Source organism: Streptomyces sp. NPDC054770 (assembly GCF_053611985.1).
Window position 1 is genome coordinate 45,637 of sequence record NZ_JBSHBL010000030.1, and the last position, 21,709, is coordinate 67,345.

The 21,709-nt window shown below is 71.0% G+C and carries 19 protein-coding genes; 6 read left to right on the top strand and 13 right to left on the bottom strand.

The window, feature by feature from the left end; all coding sequences use genetic code 11:
- Positions 1 to 221: 221 nt before the first annotated feature.
- Both ACWGKQ_RS25125 and ACWGKQ_RS25130 read left to right on the top strand, forming a co-directional pair.
- Positions 222 to 1,082 carry an esterase/lipase family protein gene (locus tag ACWGKQ_RS25125; protein ID WP_453294185.1) on the top strand — a complete coding sequence of 287 codons (861 nt, stop codon included), beginning with the start codon at positions 222 to 224 and terminating at the stop codon, positions 1,080 to 1,082.
- A 295-nt stretch (positions 1,083 to 1,377) separates the two neighbouring features.
- Positions 1,378 to 1,827, top strand: coding sequence for a GNAT family N-acetyltransferase (locus ACWGKQ_RS25130; RefSeq protein WP_453294186.1), 450 nt, complete (start codon positions 1,378 to 1,380; stop codon positions 1,825 to 1,827).
- Between the two features lie 22 nt (positions 1,828 to 1,849).
- Here ACWGKQ_RS25130 and ACWGKQ_RS25135 read toward each other — a convergent pair whose 3' ends face one another.
- A complete protein-coding gene (locus tag ACWGKQ_RS25135; RefSeq protein WP_302832631.1) occupies positions 1,850 to 1,984 on the bottom strand; it encodes a hypothetical protein in 135 nt (44 codons plus the stop codon).
- A 141-nt stretch (positions 1,985 to 2,125) separates the two neighbouring features.
- On the opposite strand from ACWGKQ_RS25135, the gene ACWGKQ_RS25140 reads away from it, so the two are divergent.
- Positions 2,126 to 2,740, top strand: coding sequence for a class I SAM-dependent methyltransferase (locus tag ACWGKQ_RS25140; RefSeq protein WP_453294187.1), 615 nt, complete (start codon positions 2,126 to 2,128; stop codon positions 2,738 to 2,740).
- A 31-nt stretch (positions 2,741 to 2,771) separates the two neighbouring features.
- On the opposite strand, the gene ACWGKQ_RS25145 is transcribed toward ACWGKQ_RS25140, so the two are convergent.
- Together ACWGKQ_RS25145 and ACWGKQ_RS25150 are read right to left on the bottom strand one after the other, a co-directional pair.
- Positions 2,772 to 3,275 carry a DUF402 domain-containing protein gene (locus tag ACWGKQ_RS25145; RefSeq protein ID WP_453294188.1) on the bottom strand — a complete coding sequence of 168 codons (504 nt, stop codon included), beginning with the start codon at positions 3,273 to 3,275 and terminating at the stop codon, positions 2,772 to 2,774.
- Complete coding sequence (locus tag ACWGKQ_RS25150; protein ID WP_453294189.1) at positions 3,256 to 4,185, bottom strand: GNAT family N-acetyltransferase; 930 nt, start codon at positions 4,183 to 4,185, stop codon at positions 3,256 to 3,258. The genes ACWGKQ_RS25145 and ACWGKQ_RS25150 overlap by 20 nt, the downstream gene beginning before the upstream one ends.
- A 69-nt stretch (positions 4,186 to 4,254) precedes the next feature.
- On the opposite strand from ACWGKQ_RS25150, the gene ACWGKQ_RS25155 reads away from it, so the two are divergent.
- A complete protein-coding gene (locus ACWGKQ_RS25155) occupies positions 4,255 to 4,626 on the top strand; it encodes a GntR family transcriptional regulator (RefSeq protein WP_453294190.1) in 372 nt (123 codons plus the stop codon).
- 219 nt (positions 4,627 to 4,845) lie between these two features.
- Here the strand turns inward: ACWGKQ_RS25155 and ACWGKQ_RS25160 are convergent, their stop codons facing one another.
- Positions 4,846 to 5,616 carry a DUF72 domain-containing protein gene (locus ACWGKQ_RS25160; RefSeq protein WP_453294191.1) on the bottom strand — a complete coding sequence of 257 codons (771 nt, stop codon included), beginning with the start codon at positions 5,614 to 5,616 and terminating at the stop codon, positions 4,846 to 4,848.
- Positions 5,617 to 5,635: 19 nt separating this feature from the next.
- On the bottom strand, positions 5,636 to 6,730 hold the full coding sequence (locus tag ACWGKQ_RS25165; protein ID WP_453294192.1) for a DUF5925 domain-containing protein: 1,095 nt from the start codon (positions 6,728 to 6,730) through the stop codon (positions 5,636 to 5,638).
- 197 nt (positions 6,731 to 6,927) lie between these two features.
- Between ACWGKQ_RS25165 and ACWGKQ_RS25170 the strand changes: the two genes are divergently transcribed.
- Entirely contained in the window at positions 6,928 to 8,352 is a 1,425-nt protein-coding gene (locus tag ACWGKQ_RS25170; RefSeq protein WP_453294193.1) for a GH39 family glycosyl hydrolase, read from the top strand.
- A 48-nt stretch (positions 8,353 to 8,400) separates the two neighbouring features.
- On the opposite strand, the gene ACWGKQ_RS25175 is transcribed toward ACWGKQ_RS25170, so the two are convergent.
- The 5 genes from ACWGKQ_RS25175 to ACWGKQ_RS25195 all read right to left on the bottom strand — a co-directional run bounded on the left by ACWGKQ_RS25175 (position 8,401) and on the right by ACWGKQ_RS25195 (position 15,672).
- Positions 8,401 to 12,213 carry a lipopolysaccharide biosynthesis protein gene (locus ACWGKQ_RS25175; protein ID WP_453294194.1) on the bottom strand — a complete coding sequence of 1,271 codons (3,813 nt, stop codon included), beginning with the start codon at positions 12,211 to 12,213 and terminating at the stop codon, positions 8,401 to 8,403.
- Positions 12,206 to 13,006 (bottom strand): polysaccharide deacetylase family protein, encoded by an 801-nt coding sequence (locus ACWGKQ_RS25180; RefSeq protein ID WP_453294195.1) that lies wholly within the window; start codon positions 13,004 to 13,006, stop codon positions 12,206 to 12,208. Before ACWGKQ_RS25180 ends, ACWGKQ_RS25175 begins: the two co-directional genes overlap by 8 nt.
- Complete coding sequence (locus ACWGKQ_RS25185; RefSeq protein ID WP_453294196.1) at positions 12,999 to 13,988, bottom strand: glycosyltransferase family 2 protein; 990 nt, start codon at positions 13,986 to 13,988, stop codon at positions 12,999 to 13,001. The genes ACWGKQ_RS25180 and ACWGKQ_RS25185 overlap by 8 nt, the downstream gene beginning before the upstream one ends.
- Positions 13,985 to 14,806, bottom strand: coding sequence for a glycosyltransferase family 2 protein (locus ACWGKQ_RS25190; protein ID WP_453294197.1), 822 nt, complete (start codon positions 14,804 to 14,806; stop codon positions 13,985 to 13,987). The genes ACWGKQ_RS25185 and ACWGKQ_RS25190 overlap by 4 nt, the downstream gene beginning before the upstream one ends.
- A 422-nt stretch (positions 14,807 to 15,228) precedes the next feature.
- On the bottom strand, positions 15,229 to 15,672 hold the full coding sequence (locus ACWGKQ_RS25195; RefSeq protein ID WP_453294198.1) for a hypothetical protein: 444 nt from the start codon (positions 15,670 to 15,672) through the stop codon (positions 15,229 to 15,231).
- Between the two features lie 361 nt (positions 15,673 to 16,033).
- Between ACWGKQ_RS25195 and ACWGKQ_RS25200 the strand changes: the two genes are divergently transcribed.
- A complete protein-coding gene (locus tag ACWGKQ_RS25200) occupies positions 16,034 to 16,834 on the top strand; it encodes an SGNH/GDSL hydrolase family protein (protein ID WP_453294199.1) in 801 nt (266 codons plus the stop codon).
- Between the two features lie 11 nt (positions 16,835 to 16,845).
- On the opposite strand, the gene ACWGKQ_RS25205 is transcribed toward ACWGKQ_RS25200, so the two are convergent.
- From ACWGKQ_RS25205 to ACWGKQ_RS25215, 3 genes are read right to left on the bottom strand one after another with little or no spacing between them, the layout of a single operon-like run.
- The gene (locus ACWGKQ_RS25205; RefSeq protein WP_453294200.1) at positions 16,846 to 18,435 is read right to left on the bottom strand and encodes a serine/threonine-protein kinase; all 1,590 of its coding nucleotides are present in this window, start codon (positions 18,433 to 18,435) and stop codon (positions 16,846 to 16,848) included.
- A 46-nt stretch (positions 18,436 to 18,481) separates the two neighbouring features.
- Complete coding sequence (locus ACWGKQ_RS25210; protein ID WP_453294201.1) at positions 18,482 to 20,245, bottom strand: nickel transporter; 1,764 nt, start codon at positions 20,243 to 20,245, stop codon at positions 18,482 to 18,484.
- Positions 20,242 to 21,657 (bottom strand): tetratricopeptide repeat protein, encoded by a 1,416-nt coding sequence (locus ACWGKQ_RS25215; RefSeq protein ID WP_453294202.1) that lies wholly within the window; start codon positions 21,655 to 21,657, stop codon positions 20,242 to 20,244. Before ACWGKQ_RS25215 ends, ACWGKQ_RS25210 begins: the two co-directional genes overlap by 4 nt.
- Positions 21,658 to 21,709: the final 52 nt, after the last annotated feature.

Sequence of the window (21,709 nt, forward strand, 5' to 3'; positions counted from 1 at the left end):
GGATCTTTTTGCCCGTATCGCGCCCTATGGTCCCCTCAGGCCCGGCTGGTGACATCCCGTCAGGTGGGTGGTGTGCGACCGGTTACCCGGAAGTTTTACCGACGCGTAACTTCACGCTTGCACTACTCGTCCGTAACTTGATGAGTGAACAGCATCCTCGTGATCCGGATCACAGGGCGTAAGGCCGTCGTACCTCCCTTGAGCCGCAAGGAGATCACCCGATGCTGCCCTGGAAACGAGTGCTCAGACCCCTGACCGCGCTGCTCCTCGCCGCCGCCGTCGCCACCGTTCCCGCCGCCACCGCCCACGCGTCGAGCGCCCCCAGCACCGGCTGGAACGACTACTCCTGCCGCCCCTCCACCGCCCACCCCCGCCCCGTGATCCTGGTCCACGGCACCCTGGGCAACTCCGTCGACAACTGGCTCTCCCTCGCCCCGTACCTGGAGGACCGCGGCTACTGCGTCTTCTCCCTCGACTACGGGCAGCTGACCGGCGTCCCCGTCTTCTACGGCCTCGGACCCATCGACAAGTCGGCAGAGCAACTCTCCGCCTTCGTCGACAAGGTGCTCGCCGCGACCGGCGCCGCCAAGGCCGACCTCGTCGGCCACTCCCAGGGCGGCATGATGCCCCGCTACTACCTGAAGTTCCTCGGCGGCGCCGCCAAGGTGAACGCCCTCGTCGGGCTCGCCCCCGACAACCACGGCGCCACCATCAGCGGTCTCACCAACCTGCTGCCGTACTTCCCCGGCGCCTCGGACCTGATCAAGGCCACCACCCCCGGCCTCGCCGACCAGATCCCCGGCTCCGCCTTCCTCACCAAGCTCAACGCGGGCGGCGACACCGTCTCCGGAGTGCACTACACGGTCATCGCCACCAAGTACGACGAGGTGGCCACGCCCTGGCAGAGCCAGTACCTGAGCGGCTCCGACGTCCGCAACGTCCTGCTCCAGGACCTGTGCTCGCTCGACCTCTCCGAGCACGTGGCGATCGGCCTCTTCGACCGGATCGCCTTCCACGAGGTGGCCAACGCGCTCGACCCGGCGCACGCCACCGCCACCACCTGTGCGTCGGCGTTCAGCTGAGCCGCTGCCCAACTGAACGCCGCCGGGGCCTGTCCGGCCTGAGCCGCCGGTCAGGCCCCGGAGTCACGACGGATCGGCGGAGCGGCCTCGCTCCCGTTGGGCCGAATCCCGTGGGGGCGATCAGAAAGCTAGCCTCTGGAAACCGTGAAATCGCCTGCTGGAGGCGGTGGACGGAGATCCTTATGCTTGCGTTAAGGCAGGCCTAAAGACCCGCTCAGGTTGATCAGCCCGGGCCCCGTGCCGGCGGCGAGGTGATTCATTCGGCCATGTCTGTCAGTTGACTAGCGTTCGCGGTATGACGAGCGACGACATCCGGCCCGCCCGCGCCGCCGACGTACCGGCCGTGAAGGCCGTGACCGATATGGCGTACCACCACTACATCGCGCGGATCGGGGTGGTGCCGCAGCCCATGGAGGCGGACCACATGGCGAATGTGGCCGCTGGCCGGGTGTTCGTCGTCGGGGAGCCGGTGGTCGGGCTCGTCGTCATCGAGGCGCACGGCGACCACCTGTTCCTCGACAGCATCGCGGTCCACCCCGACGCACGCGGCAAGGGGGTGGGAGGCCGGCTGCTGGAGTTCGTGGACGCACGCGCGCGTGCGCTGGGCCTGCCCGAGGTCAGGCTCTACACCAACGCCCTGATGTGGGAGAACCAGGAGATCTACCCGAAGTACGGCTACGAGGTCGTCGGGCGGCGCGTGGACGGGCCGTACGACCGCGTCCACTACCGCAAACCGCTGGGCTGAAAGGCACGCGGAACGGGCGCGGTCAGCCGTCCGGCCACCAGGTTCGTGCGATGTCCTTCCGCACCTCCGGGCGTCCGGCGGGGCGCTCGTCGGCCTCCTCGCGGGTCCGGCGGCGGTCCGTCCTCTTCAGGGGCTTCTGCACGGTTTCGCGGCGCATGGCTGCCTCCTTCAGTGCCTACCGAGATCCGTGTGGGCACGGAGGTAGACCCTTTTGGCGAGAGTTCCTCATCGATGCCAGGTCTGTCAGTGGTCGCTGTCACACGGATCGAGTGTCAGTGGCGGGTGTCACGCTGGGGGCATGACGAACGACAGTGATCGGACAGTTGCGGTGAGTGTCGACTGGGATGCGGAGGCCGCCACCTTCGACGCGGAGCCCGATCATGGGCTGGGCGCGCCCGAGGTCCGCGCGGCCTGGGCGGAGCGGCTCCGGGCGTGGCTGCCCGCCCGTCCCGCCGACGTCCTCGATCTCGGCTGCGGCACCGGCAGCCTGGCCCTGCTCGCCGCCGAGCAGGGCCACCGCGTCACCGGGGTGGACAGCTCCCCGGCGATGGTGGAGCGGGCCCGCGCCAAGCTCGCCGGCCGCGACGCGGTGTTCCTGCTCGGCGACGCGGCGGCCCCGCCGGTGGGCGAGCGGCTCTTCGACACCGTGCTGGTACGGCATGTGCTGTGGACGCTGCCCGACCCCGCGCGCGTGCTGCGGCACTGGCGCGGGCTGTTGCGCCCCGCCGGGCGGTTCGTGCTGGTGGAGGGGGTGTGGGGAACCCTGACCCCCGTCGGCATACCCGCCGACCGGCTCGCCGCCCTCCTCGCACCGCTCGCCGCGGACGTCCGCGTGGAGCGGCTGTCCGCGGCGGCGGTGCTGTGGGGCAAGGAGGTGGACGACGAGCGGTACGCGGTGGTGGCGACGGTGTGAGGGGGTGCTTCCGGACAGCTGTGAGGGGGCTTCAGGACAGCAGGGCGGTGGCAAAATCCGGCTCGCGGGCCAGGTCCTCCAGTGTGTCGAGCGCGGCCACGGCCGCCGCCGCGGCCTCCGGGTCCCGCTCCGCGAGGCCGCTCTCGGCGAACTCGTCCTCGTCCAGGCGGCGTACGTCCGTGCCGTCGGCCGAGCGCCACAGGTCCAGGTCGAGGTCCTCGACGACCAGCCGGCCGCCGCTGAGCGTCGCCGGACGGGTGACGTCGCAGTACCAGCCCTTCAGTGTGCCGTCGGCGGCGCGGACCTCCTTCACCGCGTACCAGCGGTCGCGCCAGTAGAACTCGGTGAAGACATCGCCCTGTTCGAAGCGGACGAAGCCGAAGTCGCGGGGCGTGTCGCCGGCCCAGGGGGCGCGTACGGCGATCCGGGTGCCGTCGTCGTGCAGCAGTTCCGCGGGGTAACGGATCTTCGTGCGGCCCGCCTTGACCAGCACGACGTCCACCGTGCCCGTCGGCTCAGCCGAGTTCGCGGACATACCTGACCTCCGTCGCGCAGATCTCGTACCCGAACCACTTGTTGATCGCCAGCATCGGGCCGTTGTCGCTGTCGTTGCCCGTGACCGCCTCCGTGCAGCCGGCGGCGCGGGCGCGGTGCAGGGAGTCGTTCTTGGCGAGCTTGGCCAGACCCCGGCCGCGGAAGGCGCGGGCGGTGCCGGTCATGACGGTGCCGTACCGGGTGCCGCCGTCGGTGCGGGCCGCGCTGAAGGCGGCGGGGCGGCCGTCGACCAGGGCGACCGAGGTCAGCTCCCGGCTGAACAGCGGGTGCCGCCAGGTCCCGTCCAGCCAGGCCTCGTAGTCGGTGAACTCGTAGTCGATGTCGCTCGGCTCGTCCGACGTCGTGTCCGCGTCGAGGGCGAAGAGCGGGCGCGGGTCGTCCGCGAAGTCGGCGGCGCTGCGCAGCTCCACGCCGGGTGGGGGAGTCCGCAGCGGGGGGAGTGCGCCGTGCGCGAGGTCGAGACGGAGGAAGTGGGCGGAGCGGCTCGCGGTGTAGCCGTGCCGCTCGGCGAAGGCGCGGTTGGACGGGGCGTCCAGGACCCAGGCGTACGAGGTGCTCGCGCCCACCGCCGACAGGTGCGCCTCCGCTGTACGGGCCAGGAGGGTGCCGACGCCCTGGCCGGTGCGCTCCGGATGCACGTACACGTTGGCGAAGCCCTGGCCCGGTTCCGTGCTCTCGTGGGCGAGGCCGACCTGGGCGGTGCCGACGACCTCGCCGTCCTTCTCCGCGATCAGCTGGCGGAAGTGGGCGTCGGGGTGGGTGTGCGTGAGGTCGTGGACCAGGGACTCCGGGGTGAACAGTATGTAGGGGAGGGCGAGCTGCCGGACCCGGGCGAAGCCGTCGGCGTCGGACCGGACGTCCGGTCGCAGGTCACGCACGATCACTGTCATGAGCCGCACGCTATGCGGGACGTGTACAGGATGCCTCTCATTTTCCGGCGCGTACGGGAGAATCGGGCCGTGACCTTGAAGATCCACATCGATGACAGCGCGCCGCCGTACGAGCAGGTGCGGGCGCAGATTTCCGAGCAGGCGCGGGGCGGGGTGCTGCCGGTGGGATACCGGCTGCCGACGGTGCGGGGGCTGGCGGAGTCGCTGGGCCTCGCGGTGAACACGGTGGCCAAGGCGTACCGGGCGCTGGAGACGGACGGGGTGATCGAGACCCGGGGCCGCAACGGCACGTTCGTCGCCGCGGCGGGCTCGGCCGCGCAACGCGAGGCGTCGCTGGCCGCACAGGCTTACGCCGAGCGGGTCCGACGCCTGGGCCTGGGCGAGGCGGAGGCGTTGGCCGCGGTGCGGGACGCGTTGCGGGCGGCGTATGGGGAGGGCTGAGGACGGCTAGGCACCGCCGGAGTGCGCCGTTGCGGCAGATCGCCGTCGCGGCAGATCGCCGTCGCGGCGGGAAGAAAAGAGCCGGTGGGGGGGAGATGAGACCAGTGGGAACGGTCGACGACGGCGGGCTTCCATCCTTTCCGCAGCGACGGCGTCCAGCCATGACGGCGGAATCCGGCGGTGCCGCACTCTGCTCGGCCCGGAGCGGGAAGCGTGGCATCACCTGCTCGTGCTCAGCTCCGGCGTGCGGGTCACCGTCAGCCCTGCTGCCTGCGCCGCCCTTCCGAACGCCACCGCGTCCCGGACCGCCGCCCCGCCGGGGTCGTTGTTGAAGTACGTGTAGACGTCGGCCTTCCCGGGGTACGCCGTGGCGATGCGGTCCAGCCAGGTTTCCAGGGAGCTGCGGCCGTAGCGGGGCCACGGGGTGGCTCGGCCCTCGTGGAAGCGGACGTAGGCCCAGTCGGTGGTGCGCCACAGCGGGGTCATGGGGTGGGCCTGGATGTCCGACCAGCACAGGGCCGCGCCCCGGGACGACAGGACTTCGCGGGTCTGAGGCGTCCACCAGGAATCGTGCCGGGGTTCGACCGCGACGCGCGTGCCATGGGGGAAACAGGCCAGGCAGGCGTCCAGCAGGGGCGGGTCGGCCTTGAGGGTGGGCGGGAGCTGGAGGAGGACCGGGCCCAGCCGGTCGCCCAGGCCCGCCGCGTGGGTCAGCAGGCGGTCGACCGGCTCTTCCGGATCCTTCAGGCGTCTGATGTGCGTGAGATAGCGGCTCGCCTTGACCGCGATCACGAAGTCCGGCGGCACCCGGTCCCGCCAGGACGCGAAGTTCTCCCGGGTCGGCAGGCGGTAGAACGCGTTGTTCAGCTCGACCGTGGCGAAGTGCTCCGCGTAGGTCTCCAGCCACGACCGCACGGGAACGTCGGCCGGGTACAGGACGCCCCGCCAGTCCTTGTACTGCCAGCCCGAGGTTCCGATGAACAGGGGCATACCTCCATCAAAGCACCGGCTAGAGGTACAGGCCCGCGTCCGCGCCCTCCCGCGCCCCCGGTACCGACGTCGGCGCCGTCCCCCGGCGCAGCGCGTACAGCTCCGCCAGGGTCGCCCCGTCCCGGCCCACCCCCTCTTCCATGCCGAGCCAGTTCACCGCCTCGCGCTGGGTCAGCGGGCCCACCTCGATCCGGGCCAGACAGCGGCCGGGGCGGACCACGGCGGGGTGCAGCCGCTCCAGGTCCTCGTTGGTGGTGACGCCGACCAGGACGTTGCGACCCTGGCCGAGCAGGCCGTCGGTGAGGTTCAGCAGCCTCGACAGCGCCTGCCCCGCCGTGTGCTTGGCCTCGCCGCGGATCAGCTCGTCGCAGTCCTCAAGCAGCAGCAGCCGCCAGCGGCCCTTGCCGGCGCTGTCCTCCTCGCCGATCGCGATGTCCATCAGATAGCCGACGTCGGAGAAGAGCCGCTCCGGGTCGAGGACGCAGTCCACCTGGCACCAGTCCCGCCAGGAACGGGCGAGGGTGCGCAGGGCGGAGGTCTTGCCGGTGCCCGGCGGGCCGTGCAGCAGCAGGAGACGGCCCGCGATGTCCTCCGGCGTCGTCTTCATCAGGCGGTCCATCGCGTCCGCGACCGGCGCCGTGTAGTTGGCGCGGACCTCGTCCCAGGTGCCCGCGGAGATCTGCCGGGTGGTGCGGTGCGGGCCACGGCGCGGCGAGACGTACCAGAAACCCATGGTCACGTTCTCCGGCTGCGGTTCCGGCTCGTCCGCCGCGCCGTCCGTCGCCTCGTTCAGCACCTCGGCGGCCAGCTCCGCCGTGGTGGCGGTGACGGTGACGTCGGCGCCCCGGTTCCAGCGGGACACCAGCAGCGTCCAGCCGTCGCCCTCCGCGAGGGTCGCGCTGCGGTCGTCGTCGCGCGCCACCCGCAGCACCCGCGCCTCCCTCGGCAGCAGGGTCGCCCCGGAGCGCACCCGGTCGATGTTCGCCGCGTGCGAGTACGGCTGCTCGCCCGTCGCGAAGCGGCCGAGGAACAGCGCGTCGACGACGTCGGACGGGGAGTCGGAGTCGTCGACGTTGAGCCGGATCGGCAACGTCTCGTGCGGCTTGGCAGACATGCCGCCATGATCCGTCACCGGGGCCCGCTGCGCACCCGTTTTCCGAAGTGGGAGGGGAGTGTCGGGTGCGCACCGAGCTTCCGGAGTATCGCGAAGAGGTCACGCACGCGGTCCCGGAGCGCACCCGGTCCTGTCACACGGCTGTCGATCCCCGATACCTGCCCCCGGGGCGATTTCCGCCGTTACTCTTGTCCTTGATGGCACGTCATGGGTGGAATTCGGGGGCTCGGCGGTGGCGGCTCACCGCCCTGCTCGGGGTGGGCGTGGCCGCTCTCGCCCTGATCGTGACACTGGTCAACACACTTCCCGGGGGCGGCACCGGCACCGCGGGCACCACGCGCGACGGCGACAAGGTGCACGGCACCCCCGCCACCCCGCCGGACACCACCGAGCCGTACGTGGGCTGGGGCTTCACCCACACCCAGTACAGCGCCGACGAAGGCAGTACGACGGCCACCGACCGGGTCGAGGGCCTGCTGTCCCAGGACGCCGGGCTGCCGCAGGACCAGGCCGTCATGGGCTGGGGCGCCGACAACCCGGAGCCGGTGAAGGGGCGTTACGACTTCGGCGCGCTGGACCGCCGGGTGGACTTCATGCGCAGGTCGGGCGGCACCCCGGTGATCACCCTGTGCTGCTCCCCGGACTGGATGAAGGGCGGCAGGGCGGGGGTGAACAACACCGACTGGAGCCAGGCCGCCCTGGAGACCGCGCCCACCCCCGACCACTACCAGGACTACGCCGACCTCGCCGCGACCGTCGCCAAGCGGTATCCGGACGTCCGGCACTTCATCGTCTGGAACGAGTTCAAGGGCTTCTGGAACAACGCGAAGGCCCGCTGGGACTACGAGGGCTACACCGAGCTCTACAACCTCGTCTACAAGGCGTTGAAGGCCGTCGACAAGGACATCATGGTCGGCGGGCCCTACCTCGTCATGGACAGCTTCGACCCGCGCCAGACCGAGAACGCCTCCAGCACCCTCAAGGGCGCCTGGGGCGTCATGGACCAGCGGGTCGTCGACGCCTTCGACTACTGGAACACCCACAAGGCGGGCGCCGACTTCGTGGTCGTCGACGGGTCCAGCTACACCAACGACGACGACCTGCTGCCGAACGAGTTCGCGGCCACGGACAAGCTCACCGCCGTCAGCGAGTGGGTGCGGAGGCAGACCCACGACCTGCCGCTGTGGTGGGCCGAGTACTACGTCGAACCGGCCGACGGCCGCGACGAACGCGACGGCTGGACCGAGGGCCACCGGGTCGCCGTCCAGGCCACCGGCATGATCGCCCTGGTCGAGGGCGGCGCCGACTCCGGCTTCTACTGGAACCCGGAGGACGAGAAGGGCGGTGACTGCGCCGGCTGCCTGTGGACGACGACCGACAGCGCGGACGGCGGGCGGGCACTGCCCATGTACGACCTGGTGTCCCGGTTCGGGAAGGCGTTCCCGCCGGGGACCCGGTACGAGACGGTCTCCGTCGCCAAGGACGACGTGCCCAACGTCCGCGTCCTCGCCAGTGACAGGACCGTCCTCGTCGTCAACACCCTCGACCGGGCGATCAGCGCCCAGGTGGACGGGAAGCGGTTCGAGATGAAGGCCTATGAGGTGAAGTGGCTCACCCGGTGACACCGGATGACACCGGATGTACCGGCCCGGTGAGCCACTTCGGACCCCTCACTTGAGCGTCAGGAACCGTTGCGCCAACGAGGCCAGCAGTACCGCGAGCAGCGGCACCGAGAACCAGAAACTGCTCTGCAGCCAGCGCAGTTGCCGCACCCCGGGCCGGACCGCGACCCGGACCACCTCGCGGGCCGTCAGCAGCAGGATCAGCGCGACGGCGGCGAGAGCGCCGATCACCGACCACGGCGTCCAGGTGATCCGCGGCCCGATCGGCCCCGGATCCGGCTTCTCCACCGCACCCGCGGGCTGTTTGCGCAGTGCGTACACGGTGGCGTCGTCGTTGACCAGGACCTTCGTCAGATCCTGCCGGTTGTCCAGGTTCTGGATCAGCCGGCTCTCCCAGGTCGCCGAGTAGCCGGCGTCCATCTGGAGATAGGTGACCTGACTCCTGTTGACCATCAGATACGAGTGCGGGCCGGCGTCCTTGAGCGCCTTGACCAGACTAGACACCAGCACCGGGTCGGTCGGGGCGAGCGTCGGCACGTAGTCGACCCGCTCCATGTCCTTCGCGCCCCACGGAATCGCCGGGGTCACGTCGTTGACCGTGTCGTTGCTCAGCCACAGCAGCCGTACCGTCGGCTTGTCGTGGGCGTAGACGTAGTCCATGGCGGCGACCTCGCCGGGCCGCACCCGTTCGAAGGACTCGTTGCCCCAACGCGCCACCAGGAAGCCGCCCATGAGCAGCAGCCCGGCCATCAGCGCGGCCACCGGCGCCAGGCTGACCCTGTCCTTCTCCCGCTCCTTCGCCGTGGTGCCGGTACGCGGGAACAGGGCGAGCCCGGCCAGCAGGGCCGCGCCCGGCAGGGCGAACATGAAGACGCGCAGCGCCATCTCGCCGCCGTACGACTGCATGCCGAAGCCCAGGAACGGCACGAAGGTCAGGACCAGCAGGGAGCGCTCGCGGTACCGGTGGAAGCGGCGGCGCCACCAGCCCCAGACGGCGAACGTCATCATGCTCCCGGCCAGCAGGACCCGGACGTACAGGACCAGCTTGTGGGTCGAACTGCCGCCCTGGATACGGCCGGAGACCGAGGTGGAGACATTGCTGCCGACCCCGCCGACCCCGCCGAACAGGTCGTTGAAGTGCCCGGACCAGTACGGCTCGGCCATGAAGCCCAGCCAGACCGCCGCGACCACCCCGAACAGGATCGGCAGACCCCGCAGTTCGGACCTGCGGATCAGGACCAGGGCCGCCAGCACGCCCAGCATCACGAACGGGGTGAGCTGGTGCGCCGGGACCGTCGCCGCGTACAGGCCGACCAGCACCATGAGCAGCACGGCCTGTTGACGCCGGTTCGTCGGCTCGACCTCCGCCTCGCCCGGCCGGAACCGCGTCCAGATGACGTGCGGGGCGCGGAACCAGACGAGCAGGATCGCCACGAACACCAGATAGAGCAGGTAGGTGAAGCCCTGCGGGGAGAAGTAGTCCTGGCCGACCCAGCCGCACAGCACGAAGATCCAGATGCCGGTCCACTTCGCCCGCCAGCTCGCCCGCAGCGACCGTACGAGCAGGAACATCGGTGCCAGATACGCCAGTTCGATGAACGTCGGCCACCAGCGGATGACCTCGGTGAAGTCCGTGACCCCGCACGCCCGGCCGATGAACGCGGCCGCCGCGAAGAAGCCCGGCCAGCTCCAGCGGGCGTCCAGGTCCGGTACGGCCGAGCCGGTGCGGTCGATGTAGTCGATGAACCCGAGGTGCTGCCAGGCGGTCGGGAAGCGCGGCTCCGTCTCGATCACGGCGGGCAGCGCATGGAGCGATACGACCGTCGCCAGCAGGGTGACCAGGAGCAGCGCCTTGTGCTCCCGGCGCAGCCAGAGCAGCGCGGCGAACACCGTGACCAGCAGCGCCGCCCCGACCAGCGTCGGCAGCGGCAGCACCGAGATCAGCCCGAGCCCGCCCATCCGGTCCAGGTCGGCGTCGTCGAGCCGGGCCGCCGGCACCCAGTAGAGCAGCAGGGCGGCGGCCAGGAGGCAGCCGAGGACGACTCCCGCGCGGCTGGGCGTCAGCCGCTCCCGCAGCGAGCGCGCGGGCGCAGGCTCCTCGGGAGCCTCGGCCGGCACCGCCGCCTCCTCCGGCTCCGGTTCCGGTACGGCGGCCTTCCCGAACGGCGCGTCGACCTCGGCCTCCTTCAGCAGCGAGACCTCGGCGGGCCCCAGCGAGGCCTCCGCGTGCGGCTCCCTCTCCTCCACCGGCAACCCCAGGTTCCGTGGCGGCCGCAGCGCCCATGTCGGCCGGTCGTCCGGTCGGACAACGGGCGTACCCGTGGGCGGAGTTCCCGGCCCCGGCCGTACGTCCGGCCGGCGCTCCACATGGTCGAAGTCCACGTGGATGCCGAGGGCGAGGGTGTCGGTGTCCAGTGCCCACGCGGGGCCGCGCCTGCGCGGGGCGGTCGCGGCCGGGGCCTCGCGCGTCCCCAGGTCGGCGAGGTCGCCGTCCGGTGCGGTGTCCTCGGGGATCTCGGCCGGGGCCGCCCGGAGCGTCTTCCACAGCCGGGGCGCCGCGATCGTCACGATCACCGCGAGGCTGGAGATCTCGGCCACGCCCGCGCCGGTCAGCCCCATCCGGGGCAGCAGGAGCAGGGTCAGCCCGAGCACCAGCACGCACAGCAGGCCCTGCAGCCAGGCGAGGCCCGCGGTACGGCTCTGCGCACGCAGCACCGCGAAGTAGGTCTCCATCACGACCCGCAGCAGCGCGCCGACCGCGAACCAGCGCAGCAGCGGGGTCGCCGCGTCCGCGTAGCCGGGGCCGAACACACCGAGGATCCAGGGCGCCCCGAAGAACAGCAGCGCGCAGATGGGGATCATGATCCGGGCCATCCGCTTCAGCGCGGCCCGGGCGTTGCCGGCCAGCCGGGCCGGGTCGTGCGAGCCCTCGACGGTCAGCGAGGCGCCCATGTTGATGGCGAGCAGGTTGGTGGTGCCGCCGATGGTGGTGGTGATGTAGAAGTACGCGTTGTCCTCGGAGCTGACCTGCGAGGCGATGATCACCGGGACCAGGTAGACCACGGCGAGGGAGAACAGCGAGCCGGTGTAGTCGCCGGCCAGGAACCTGCCGATCTCCCGCAGCGTGGGCGGTTTCGCATGGTCCTCGGTCGCCTTGACGTGCCGGGGCACCAGGCGCCGGAACACCAGCCAGCCCAGCGGTACGAACGAGGTGGCGATCGCCGCGACCCAGGAGACGAAGACACCGGCCGTCGGGATCGCCACGGACAGCGCGACCAGCAGTCCCAGCTTGACGGCCGAGAACACGGTGTTGCCCACCGGCACCCAGGGCGCGTTGCGCAGCCCGGTCAGTACCCCGTCCTGGAGGGTGAGCAGGTTCCAGGAGACGACCGCGACGATGAACCCGAGCCCGTTGAGCGGCCCGTGCAGGAAGCGGTACGACGGCCCCCACGCGTTCAGCGTCAGCAGGAAGACCCCGGCGGCCGTCGCCACGATCAGCGAACTGCCCGCGTAGGTACGGAAGATCAGGCGCCCGGTGTGGCGGCCCGCCACCGGGATGAAGCGGGCCAGGGCGCCGGTGAGGGTCACCGCGGTCAGGCCCGCCAGGAACTTCATCGCGGCGATCGCGGCGGAGCCCTGGCCGACGGCCGACTCGGAGTAGTAGCGGGCCGCGGCCAGCCAGAAGCCGAGGCCCAGGACGGCGGAGATGCCGGTGTTGAGCATCAGCGCATAGGCGTTCCTGAAGAGTGGACTGCCGCCGGACGAACCGCCCCGTCCGGGCAGGCGAAGACGGCGCCCCGACTGCTCGGGCGCCGACGTCTCGGTTGTCGCGGTCTCGGTTGCGGTGGTCGTGTCAGACACGGGAACGGCTGGCCTTCCGGCGGACCTGTCGGGCTCTGCGGAGAACGGCGTAACCCTTGGTGAGGGCACGGTCCCTGGCGAAGTTGCGGGCGATCGCACGGCCTTCGAGCAGCTGGGCGAACTCCGCGGCGTCCGTACTGCGGCGCACGGTGACGCGCCGCAACGCGAACGGACCCTGACGGCGGTGGGCGAGAGCGTTGCCGACGGCGAGCGCCTGGGCGTACCCGGCCGCCCGCACGGCCTGCCGGACCCGGCGGCTGGAGTAGCCGTACGGGTAGGCGAACGAGGTGGGTTCGGCGCCCAGTTCGCCGGTGACGATGTCCCGGCAGCGCATCAGTTCCTCGCGCAGCCGGTCGTCGTCCAGCTGGTCGAGCTCCGGGTGGGTGTGGCTGTGCCCGCCGATCTCGCAGCCGGCGCCCGCGAGTTCGCGCACCTGGTCCCAGTCGAGCATGGCGTCCAGGCCGCCTCCGGTGTCGTACGCGCCCCGGAGCCAGCCCGTCGAGACGAACAGGGTGGAGGCGTAGCCGTGCTTGGCGAGCACGGGCAGGGCGTGCCGGTGCACGCCCTCGTAGCCGTCGTCGAAGGTGATCAGGACCGGACGGTCGGGGAGCGGGCCGCCGGAGCGCCAGCCGGCGGCCAGGGCAGCCGTGCTGACCGGGGTCAGGCCCAGGCCGCCGATGAGCGCCATCTGCTCGGCGAACGCCTCCGGTGCCACCGACAGCGCGCGGGTGGCGTCGTTGGGTGCGGTCGCGACCGAGTGGTACATGAGGATCGGGACCGGCGCCTCAGCCATGGGATCCCTCCTCGATCCCGGCGACGGCGAAGGCCGCCCCGCCCCGCCGCGCCCGCACGCTCCCCACCACGTAGCCGCCGGCCGCCGTCAGCACCCCGGCGACGATCGCGCCCGCCCGGCCCGCGCCGCCCGGCCGGGCCAGCAGTGCGTCCCGCAGGCCACGAGCGACCCCGGCGGGCAGCACCCGCGTGGTGTACCGGCGTTCGGACTCCAGGCCCTTGCCGGCGCCCACACTGCGGGCGACCAGGGCCTTGGAGAGGCCCTCGGCGTAGGCGCGGGTGCGGAAGTACCCGAAGTGCTCGCGGGCCTTGGGCACCCGATGGTGGATGACCGCGCGGTCGTCGATGAGGAGGACCGCGTCCGGGCGGGCCCGGGTGAGGCGGATGCACAGCTCCGTCTCCTCGCAGCCCAGCGGGCGCTTGTCGCCGTCGCGGCCGATGCCGGTGGCGAAGCCGCCCGCCGCGTCGAAGGCCGTACGCCGGAAAGAAGCGTTTCCGCCGAGGACGTTACGGACCCGGACGCGGCCCGCGGGCAGCCCCCGGTAGGTGCAGCCGACGACCCAGTCGAACTCCTCCGGGAACCAGTCCGGTCGGCGGCCCGACGCCCAGATCGGCATGGTCCGGCCGCCGACCGCCATCACCTTCGGGTCGGCGTACCCCTCGGCGAAGCGGCGCAGCCAGTCCCGCTCGGCCACCGCGTCGTCGTCGAGGAAGGCGATCACCTCGCCGTAGGAGGCGGCGATGCCCGTGTTGCGGCCCGCGGACAGGCCGCGGGGGCCCGCGTTGGCGAGCACCCGCACCCGGGTGGCCTCTTTGTACTCCTTCGTGAGCCGTTCCAGGAGCGCCGGGTTGTGGTCGACGACCAGCAGGGTCTCCTGCGCCGGATACGACTGGGCGCGCACCGAGGAGACCGCCGCGAGGATGTCCTCCCAGCGGTCCTCGGTGTACACGCAGATCACGACGGAGATGTCGGGATCGCTCAAGACGTCTCTCCCCGGCCCGTGCTGAGCATCGGGGAGCGCCTTACCTGCCGGCGCAGGTCACGCCGGTTGGAGCGCTCCTTGAGGATCACCTTGAGCACGCGCAGGCCGTCGCGTACGGCGCGCAGGTTGCTGGTGCCGTGGATGCGCAGGTACTCGTAGCTGGGTATCTCCTGCACCTTCAGGCCCGCCTTGACGACCCGGATGTTGATCAGGGTCTCGATCTCGAAGCCGGTGCAGTCGAGGTCGATCTTGTCGAGGCAGTGCCGCCAGAACGCGTTGTACCCGTAGCAGAGGTCGGTGTAGCGGGCGCCGAACTTGCGGTTGACGACCGTGCACAGCGCCCAGTTGCCGAGCTTGCGGATGAAGGTCATGTCGTCCGTGCCGCCGCCGTTGGCGAAGCGCGAACCCTTGGCGAAGTCGGCGCCCGAGACCAGGGCGGAGACGTACGACACGATCTCGTGGCCGTCGGCCGAGCCGTCCGCGTCCACCATGACGATGATGTCGCCGGTGCACGCCTCGAACCCGGTGATGAGGGCATCTCCCTTGCCCTTGCCCCGCTGTTCGACGACTTTCACTTCGGGCCACAACTCCCGCGCGACTTCCACGGTGTTGTCGGTGGAATTACCGTCCACAAGGACCACTTCATGTATCCAGCCCGGAAGTGTCTTGAAGACGTAGGGGAGATTCTCCGCCTCATTCATCGCGGGAATCACCACGCTCACCGGCGGTGTGATGGCCAGGTGAGAGGAGATCGGCCGGTATTCGGGTCCCATTAACGGATCTTGGCCCGAGGCCGGTGTGCGCAGAACAGAACTCATGAGTCTTGTCCCTCTCGTCCGGTGGACCGCCCGCCCCTGGGCGGCCCGCTTCTGTGTCCGGTTCGAAAGGGGGGTTTCTCACCGACGGCTCGGAGAACGGATCTCCGTATCCGCAGGTGAGCTGGCAAAGATGGCCGGTCTGCCGGAAAACGGCAGCCGGTCGCGCGGCACGACTCGGAAACGACAGTGGTCACACGAGAAACGACAGTGGTCATTGCGGTCACCGAGCACGGCACCCCCCTACCGCGCCCCGCCCCGGAACATCGCGGTCCTTGAGCCCTCCCCTAGAGCCGCTTGATGACGATCCGATGCGGGTGAGATGTACGACGGTATTGATGATTGAACCAGTATGGCAAGACCCGGAAGCGGGCCTCACGTTTTTGTTGGTTTGGCCGTTACGAAACTTTGGCCGACCTTGTTCTTCAACTCGAACGTATTTTCCCGGCTCGCCGAGGAATCCGTTCGAGAATGCGTTCCACCGGTCGCAGGAGTACCAGCAGAAGCAGCAGAAGGCTGATCGCGGTCACGGCGATGATGCCGCCGCGCCAGGACCAGTGATGGGTGGCGAGCATGCCCTGGGCGATCAGCATGTCCAGGGCGACGGCACCCGCCAGTGCGGTGAGCGCGCGGGCGAACGGGCCGAGTCCGCGCAGTGCCAGACCGATGGCCGCGGCCGGCGCGGCGAGCAGGAAGAACAGCCCGAGCGGCCCGCGCAACGACGAGCCGGAGTCGGTGAGTGCGAGCAGTGCACCGAACCCGGCGACGGCTGTCGCGGCCCCCGCGAACAGGGGTCCCAGGTCCCTCCCCGGTCCTGGCCGTGCCCGTTCGTCCGCTGTTGATGATGTCTTGAGCCGTATGGTCTGCATGGCCGACTTTGCCCCCCAAGGCGTCGGATGCCGGGCTTCAATGTCGCGCAGCCGAACGGGGGGCGTCAAGCGGGTCTCCGGACATGACCGTTCCCCGGAGACACCTGATGCCTCCGGGGAACAAGTCGCTCGATTCTGGTGCGTTCCGGTGATCGATTGCGACATGGGTCCCGAGAGCGCGAGGGGGCTGACGGGCTGTCACTCCGCTGTCATGGCCGCGTAATCAAACGTGCCGGGAACGCGCAGGAACGGTCCGGTTAGGGCTGGTTGAGATCGTGAACAGTTTTGGCATGGACACTTCCCGTCAACACGCGTAGTTGCTACGACAGTTATGGCAGAGATCCTGCTAAAGGGAGGTTCCATGAGACGTTCCCGAATTACGGCATACGTGACTTCACTCCTCCTCGCCACCGGCCTCGCCCTCACCGGGGCGGCCGCGACGGAAGCGCAGGCCGCGACCGGGGGCTATGTGGCACTCGGCGACTCGTACTCCTCCGGTGTCGGCGCCGGCAGCTACATCAGCTCAAGTGGCAGCTGCGATCGCAGCACCAACGCCTACCCCTACCTGTGGAACGCCGCCCACAGCCCGTCCTCGTTCTCGTTCCTCGCCTGCTCGGGCGCCACCACCGACGACGTGCTCTCCGGCCAGCTCGGCACCCTCAGCTCCTCGACCGCCCTGGTCTCGATCACCATCGGCGGCAACGACGCGGGCTTCACCGACGTCATGACGACCTGTGTGCTCAACTCCGACAGCACCTGCCTGTCCCGGATCAGCACCGCCGAGGCCTACGTCGACTCCACGCTCCCCGGCAAGCTCGACAACGTCTACAACGCGATCAGCGCCAAGGCCCCCAACGCCAAGGTCGTCGTCCTCGGCTACCCCCGCTTCTATCTGCTGGGCACCACCTGCCTCGGTCTCTCCTCGACCAAGCGCTCCGCCATCAACGCCGCCGCCGACTACATCGACACCGCGATCGCCAAGCGCGCCGCCGACCACGGGTTCGCCTTCGGCGACGTCCGCACCGCGTTCTCCAGCCACGAGATCTGCTCCGGCAGCTCCTGGCTGCACAGCCTCAACCTGCTGGACATCACCGAGTCGTACCACCCCACCGCGGCCGGCCACTCCGGCGGCTATCTGCCGGCCCTGACCAGCAACGCGTGACCTTCGGTACGTCAGCCGGAGCTTGACGGCGAAGGCGAAGCGGAGGCCCCGTCGCTCGGGGTCTCCGTCGTCTTGGTGCAGGTCACCGTGAACGGCACCAAGTTGGACGTGGTCTCCACCGGGCTGCGCACCTCGACGGCGATCGCGTCGCTCAGCGTCCCGCTGTCGGACCAGGTCGTCACGGTCACCCTGGTCTGCCGGGTCTTCCCGCCGCCGTCCGGGAAGGACAGCGTCTTCCAGCCCTGGTCGTCGAGCTTCCCGTTCTTCAGCACCCACCGGTACTGCACGTCCTCGGGCACGCTCCCCACCGTGAACGTCGCCGTGAACGAGGGCGCCTGCGCGGTGGACGGCGGACAGGCCCCCGAATAGTCCGTGCCGGACCCGGCCACACTGACCTTCACACTCTGCGCGGGCGCGCTGCTGCTCGCGGACGCCGACGGGGACTGGGACTTGGTGCTGCTGCTCCTGCTGGGCGCCGGGGAGCTGAGGTTGCTGGCCGACTGGCTCGCCCCCGCGTTGCCGCCGCTGCCGTCGTTGTTGTTGCGGTTGAGGAGGGCGTACGTCAGCCCGCCGAGCGCGAGGACGACCAGCACCAACCCGATGAGCAGCACGGTACCGGCCCTGCGGTTGCCGTCGCGGTCGGAGACGGGCGGCCGGGTGTCGGCCGGGGTGGGCAACGGGGGCGTGGGGGAGGACGGCTGGGGCTGCCGGGCGACGAGGGTCGGTGTCTCGTACGGCCCCGGGACCGGGACGGTGGCGGCCGTGCTCGGGGTGCCCCCGGCCGCGACCAACCGCAGGTCGTGCTCCGCCTGTTCGGCCGGCAGCCGCTGCGCCGGGTCCTTGCGGAGCAGCCCCTCGATGACGGGGGCGAGCGGCCCGGCCCGGTACGGCGGCGGCAACTCCTCGTCCACCACGGCCCGCAGCGTGCTCAGCGGGGTGTCCTGCCGGAACGGCGAGGTGCCCTCGACCGCCGCGTACAGCAGCACACCGAGCGACCACAGGTCGGACTCGGGGCCGAACGCCCGCCCCAGCGCCCGCTCCGGGGCCAGGAACTCGGGTGAGCCGATCACCTCGCCGGTCATGGTCAGCGCCGAACTGCCCTCGACCGTGGCGATCCCGAAGTCGGTGAGCACCACCCGGCCGTCGTTCGACAGCAGTACGTTGCCGGGCTTCACGTCCCGGTGCAGCACCCCGGCGGCGTGCGCGGCCCGCAGTGCGGACAGCACCTCGGCGCCGACGCCCGCGGCCCGCTGCGGGGACATCGGCCCCTCCGCCTCCAGCACGTCGGCGAGGGACACGCCCTGGATCAGCTCCATGACGATCCAGGGCCGTCCGCCCTCCATCGCCACGTCGTACACGGTCACCACATTGCGGTTCGCGACCCGGGCCGCGGCCCAGGCCTCGCGTTCCAGACGGGCGTACATCCGCTCGACGTCGGAGCCGGACAGCCCGAAGGGAGCCCGCACCTCCTTGACGGCGACATCACGGCCCAGCACTTCGTCGCGGGCGCGCCACACGGTGCCCATGCCGCCCTCGCCGAGCGGGGACAACAGTCGGTAGCGGCCCGCGATCACTCGCTCACGGCCCGGCTCTTCGGTCACGGGTGCCCCCCACGGCAGCTCGCGCGAAATTCATCCCAAACGTAACTCACAGCAGTGCGGATGCGGCCCCCTTGACCACCAGTCCGACACCCAGGGCCACGACCACGAGCGCCGAGGCGAGCGGGGTGGTCCTGCGGATCAGGGTGGCCATGGGATGGGTGGTCCAGCGAGGGCGTTTGTCCATCACCCGAGTCATTCCCGTACCCAGCTTGACGACGGCGAACCCGGCGGCGGTCAGCGTCAGCGCGAGACCGACGCCGTAGGCGACGACCAGAAGCAGCCCGAACCAGGCCTGGCCGAGGGCGGCGGCCCCGATGAGTACGACCACGGCGGAGGGGCTGGGGACGAGGCCGCCGGCGAAGCCGAGGAGGATGGTGCCGCGGAGGGTGGGGGCCGTGGAGTGGGTGTGGGTGAATCCGCCGTGACTGTGCGTGTGCCCGTCGGTGTGGCCGTGCTCGGGGGCTGCGCCCCCGGACCCCCCTTCGGCCTGGACGGCCTCGTCCTCAAACGCCGGACGGGCTGAGTGGGGTGCGGGCCGGCCGTCGTCCTCGGACGACCGGGTGGCCAGGGAGTGTGGCCGGGCGCCGTGGTCGTGGTCATGAGCGTGGTCGTGACCATGGGCGTGGTCGTGCCCGTGGTCGTGCGTGTGGCCGTCGTCGTGCGGGTGGTCGTGATCGTGCGTGTGAGCGTGGGCCCGGGCGTGTCCGTGCGTCCCGACCAGGGCCAGCTCTCGCTTCTCGGCCACCTCGTGCTTGTGGTCGTGGCCGTGGTCGTGTGTGTGCTCGTGGGCCCTGCTGCGCCAGGCCCTGCGGGTCAGGTTCGCGCCTGCCGCGAGGACCATGAGGCCGCTCGCGATGCCCAGCCAGGCGATCACCGACGGCGTGGCCGCCGAGCCCGCCGTCACCAGGACGCCCAGGGCGACCACGCCCAGGGTGTGGGTGACCGTGACCGACGCGGCGAGCGGGAGGACGTCGCGAAGGCGGGCGCGGCCGCCCCGGGCCGCTGCCGTCGCCGCCATCAGGGTCTTGCCGTGGCCCGGTGCCAGGGCGTGCATCGCGCCCAGGCCGATCGAGATGAACAGCGCGAGCACCGCGAAGCCGAAGGTGAGGTGGTGGCGGGCGACCAGGTCGGTCAGCGCCTGGGTCCAGCGGTCGATGCCCCGGGGGAGGATTTCGGCACCCGGGGTGTCCTGCCGTTCCGCGCCGAGGGCGGGGCCGCCCGGCCGCACGTGGACGGCGGCGGTCGTGATGTCGGCCGGGGAGGAGAGCAGGTCCTTGGGGTAGCTGGTGAGCTCGTGCGAGAGGGACGTCTTCGGTACGTCCGTCTTCGTCAGCGTCATCCGGTCGCCGCGCGCCGTGATCTCCCGCCAGCCGGGGCCGGTGTCGGCGCCCGCGCTGTGGAAGCCGAGGGTGACGGTGGTGCCCTTCGGGAGGGGTGCGGTGAACCGGCACTCCACGCGCAGGGTGTTCAGCCCGGCCTGGCCGGGGCGGAGTTCGGCATGGCTGGTGCCGACGGTGAGCGGCGTCGCCCTGCCGTCGACCGTGAGTTCGCTGCCGTCCGCCGCCGTCGTGCACCGCTGCTCGGCCCACTTGGCGGCACCCAGCCGCTTCAGGTCCGGCTTGGCCTGGGTCGCCGGGATCTCGGCGAGGTCCTCGACATGGTCGACGCGGAGCTGACCGGGAGCGGCGACGAGACCGTCGTACTTGTTGACGGTGAAGTTGCCGAGCGGGTGCGCGCTCGCGGCCGTCCCGGACAGCAGCGTCGCGGCGCAGGCCAGGGTGAAGACGGCGGCGGTACGGCGGAGGTTCACTTCGAGGCCTCCAGCGCCTTGCGGGCCGTACGGGCGCCCAGCGGGGAGAAGCCGGGGTTGAGCTTGAGGGCCTTGGTGAGGGCGGCGCGGCCGGCCGCCTTCTCGCCGTTGGCCAGCTCGATCATGCCCTGGTGGTAGCTGAAGGAGGCGTTGTGGTAGCCGGTGGCGGTGGCCTGCCGGGTGTACGGGAGCGCCTCCTTGACGTGGCCGTTGACGTACAGGGCCCAGGCCAGCGCGTCCGCCGTGTGCACGGTGTGGCGGCGGGCCCACTCGGCGCGGGCGGCCTTCAGCGCCTCGGCCTTGTTGCCGTGGTCGGCGGCGGCGAGGGCGGTGTCGAGGTCGGCGTTCACGCCGTTGGCACGGGCGAGCGCGATCCAGGCCTCGACGAGCGCGTACTGGTCCTCGGCCTTCGCCTTGTCGCCCTTGGCGTTCCGGTCCTCGTACAACTCGCCGAGTTCGACGAGCTGCTGGGGGAGCGGATAGCGGGAGACGACCAGTTCCATGCCCTTGATCGCGTCGGCCCGGTCGCCGAGCGCCGCCTGGACACGCGCACGGCCCTCCAGCGCCGGGATGTAGGTGTCGTCGGCGGCCAGGGCGCGGGCGTAGTAGTCCTGCGCGGTCTTGTAGTCGCCCTGGTTCCACGCGAGCAGACCGAGCTGGGCGGCCACGTACGAGATGTCGCCCTTCGAGGTGGCCGTGGACAGGGCCTGCTGCAGCACCCGCTGCGCGTCCTTGACGTCACCGCGCAGCTCCCGCACATACGCGTAGCGCGTGAACACCGGTACGCCCGGCTTGCGCTGGTCGGCGAGGTCGGCCGCCTTGCTCGCCTCGTCGTAGCGGCCGAGTTCGACCAGGGCGTCGATGCGGGAGGCCAGGGCGTTCGCGTTGAACGGGTTCTGCTTCAGGGCCTGGTCCGCGTAGGTGAGCGCCGGCGCGAACTCGTGCCGGGCGGCGGCCAGCGCGGCCTCTGCGGCCAGCGCCTCGTCGTTGTCCGGGGTGATCTGGAGCGCGCGCTTGAGGGACTTCTCGGCCTGCGGGTAGCGGGACGGGTCGCCCTTGGTGCGCGCCTGCTCGACGTAGGCGAGGCCGAGGGTGGCCCAGCTGTCGGAGTCCTTCGGCTGGGTGCGGAGATGGGCCTGGAGAGAGGCGATGGTCGTGTCGAGGTCCCCGCTCGCGAGCAGCGCCGGGTCCACCGCGCTCGACGTGGCCACCGGCGCCGTACCGCCGTCCTGGGCGGACCCGAAGGCGATCGCCCCGCCGGTCAGCGCGATGGCCATCAGCACGGCCGAGCCGGCCAGTTGGGCCCGCCGCCAGTTCCGCCCCGCGGCGGCGAACCGGCGCAGGGCGGTGACGCGCTCGTCGTCCTTGTCCTTCGTCTCGGCGGGCTGCTTCTCGTTCGTACCCGGGGCCATGCCCTCTCCTAGTAGCTGTTCGCGCGGAGCGGCGCGGCCCGCGCCGTGGGGG

Excerpts from the sequence above, each read along its gene's own strand:
- ACWGKQ_RS25140 (WP_453294187.1), top strand. The coding sequence starts at position 2,126 with ATGACGAACGACAGTGATCGGACAGTTGCGGTGAGTGTCGACTGGGAT.
- ACWGKQ_RS25130 (WP_453294186.1), top strand. The coding sequence starts at position 1,378 with ATGACGAGCGACGACATCCGGCCCGCCCGCGCCGCCGACGTACCGGCC.
- ACWGKQ_RS25195 (WP_453294198.1), bottom strand. The coding sequence starts at position 15,672 with ATGCAGACCATACGGCTCAAGACATCATCAACAGCGGACGAACGGGCA.
- ACWGKQ_RS25125 (WP_453294185.1), top strand. The coding sequence starts at position 222 with ATGCTGCCCTGGAAACGAGTGCTCAGACCCCTGACCGCGCTGCTCCTC.
- ACWGKQ_RS25170 (WP_453294193.1), top strand. The coding sequence starts at position 6,928 with ATGGCACGTCATGGGTGGAATTCGGGGGCTCGGCGGTGGCGGCTCACC.
- ACWGKQ_RS25200 (WP_453294199.1), top strand. The coding sequence starts at position 16,034 with ATGAGACGTTCCCGAATTACGGCATACGTGACTTCACTCCTCCTCGCC.
- ACWGKQ_RS25165 (WP_453294192.1), bottom strand. The coding sequence starts at position 6,730 with ATGTCTGCCAAGCCGCACGAGACGTTGCCGATCCGGCTCAACGTCGAC.
- ACWGKQ_RS25160 (WP_453294191.1), bottom strand. The coding sequence starts at position 5,616 with ATGCCCCTGTTCATCGGAACCTCGGGCTGGCAGTACAAGGACTGGCGG.
- ACWGKQ_RS25145 (WP_453294188.1), bottom strand. The coding sequence starts at position 3,275 with ATGTCCGCGAACTCGGCTGAGCCGACGGGCACGGTGGACGTCGTGCTG.
- ACWGKQ_RS25150 (WP_453294189.1), bottom strand. The coding sequence starts at position 4,185 with ATGACAGTGATCGTGCGTGACCTGCGACCGGACGTCCGGTCCGACGCC.
- ACWGKQ_RS25215 (WP_453294202.1), bottom strand. The coding sequence starts at position 21,657 with ATGGCCCCGGGTACGAACGAGAAGCAGCCCGCCGAGACGAAGGACAAG.
- ACWGKQ_RS25135 (WP_302832631.1), bottom strand. The coding sequence starts at position 1,984 with ATGCGCCGCGAAACCGTGCAGAAGCCCCTGAAGAGGACGGACCGCCGC.
- ACWGKQ_RS25190 (WP_453294197.1), bottom strand. The coding sequence starts at position 14,806 with ATGAGTTCTGTTCTGCGCACACCGGCCTCGGGCCAAGATCCGTTAATG.
- ACWGKQ_RS25180 (WP_453294195.1), bottom strand. The coding sequence starts at position 13,006 with ATGGCTGAGGCGCCGGTCCCGATCCTCATGTACCACTCGGTCGCGACC.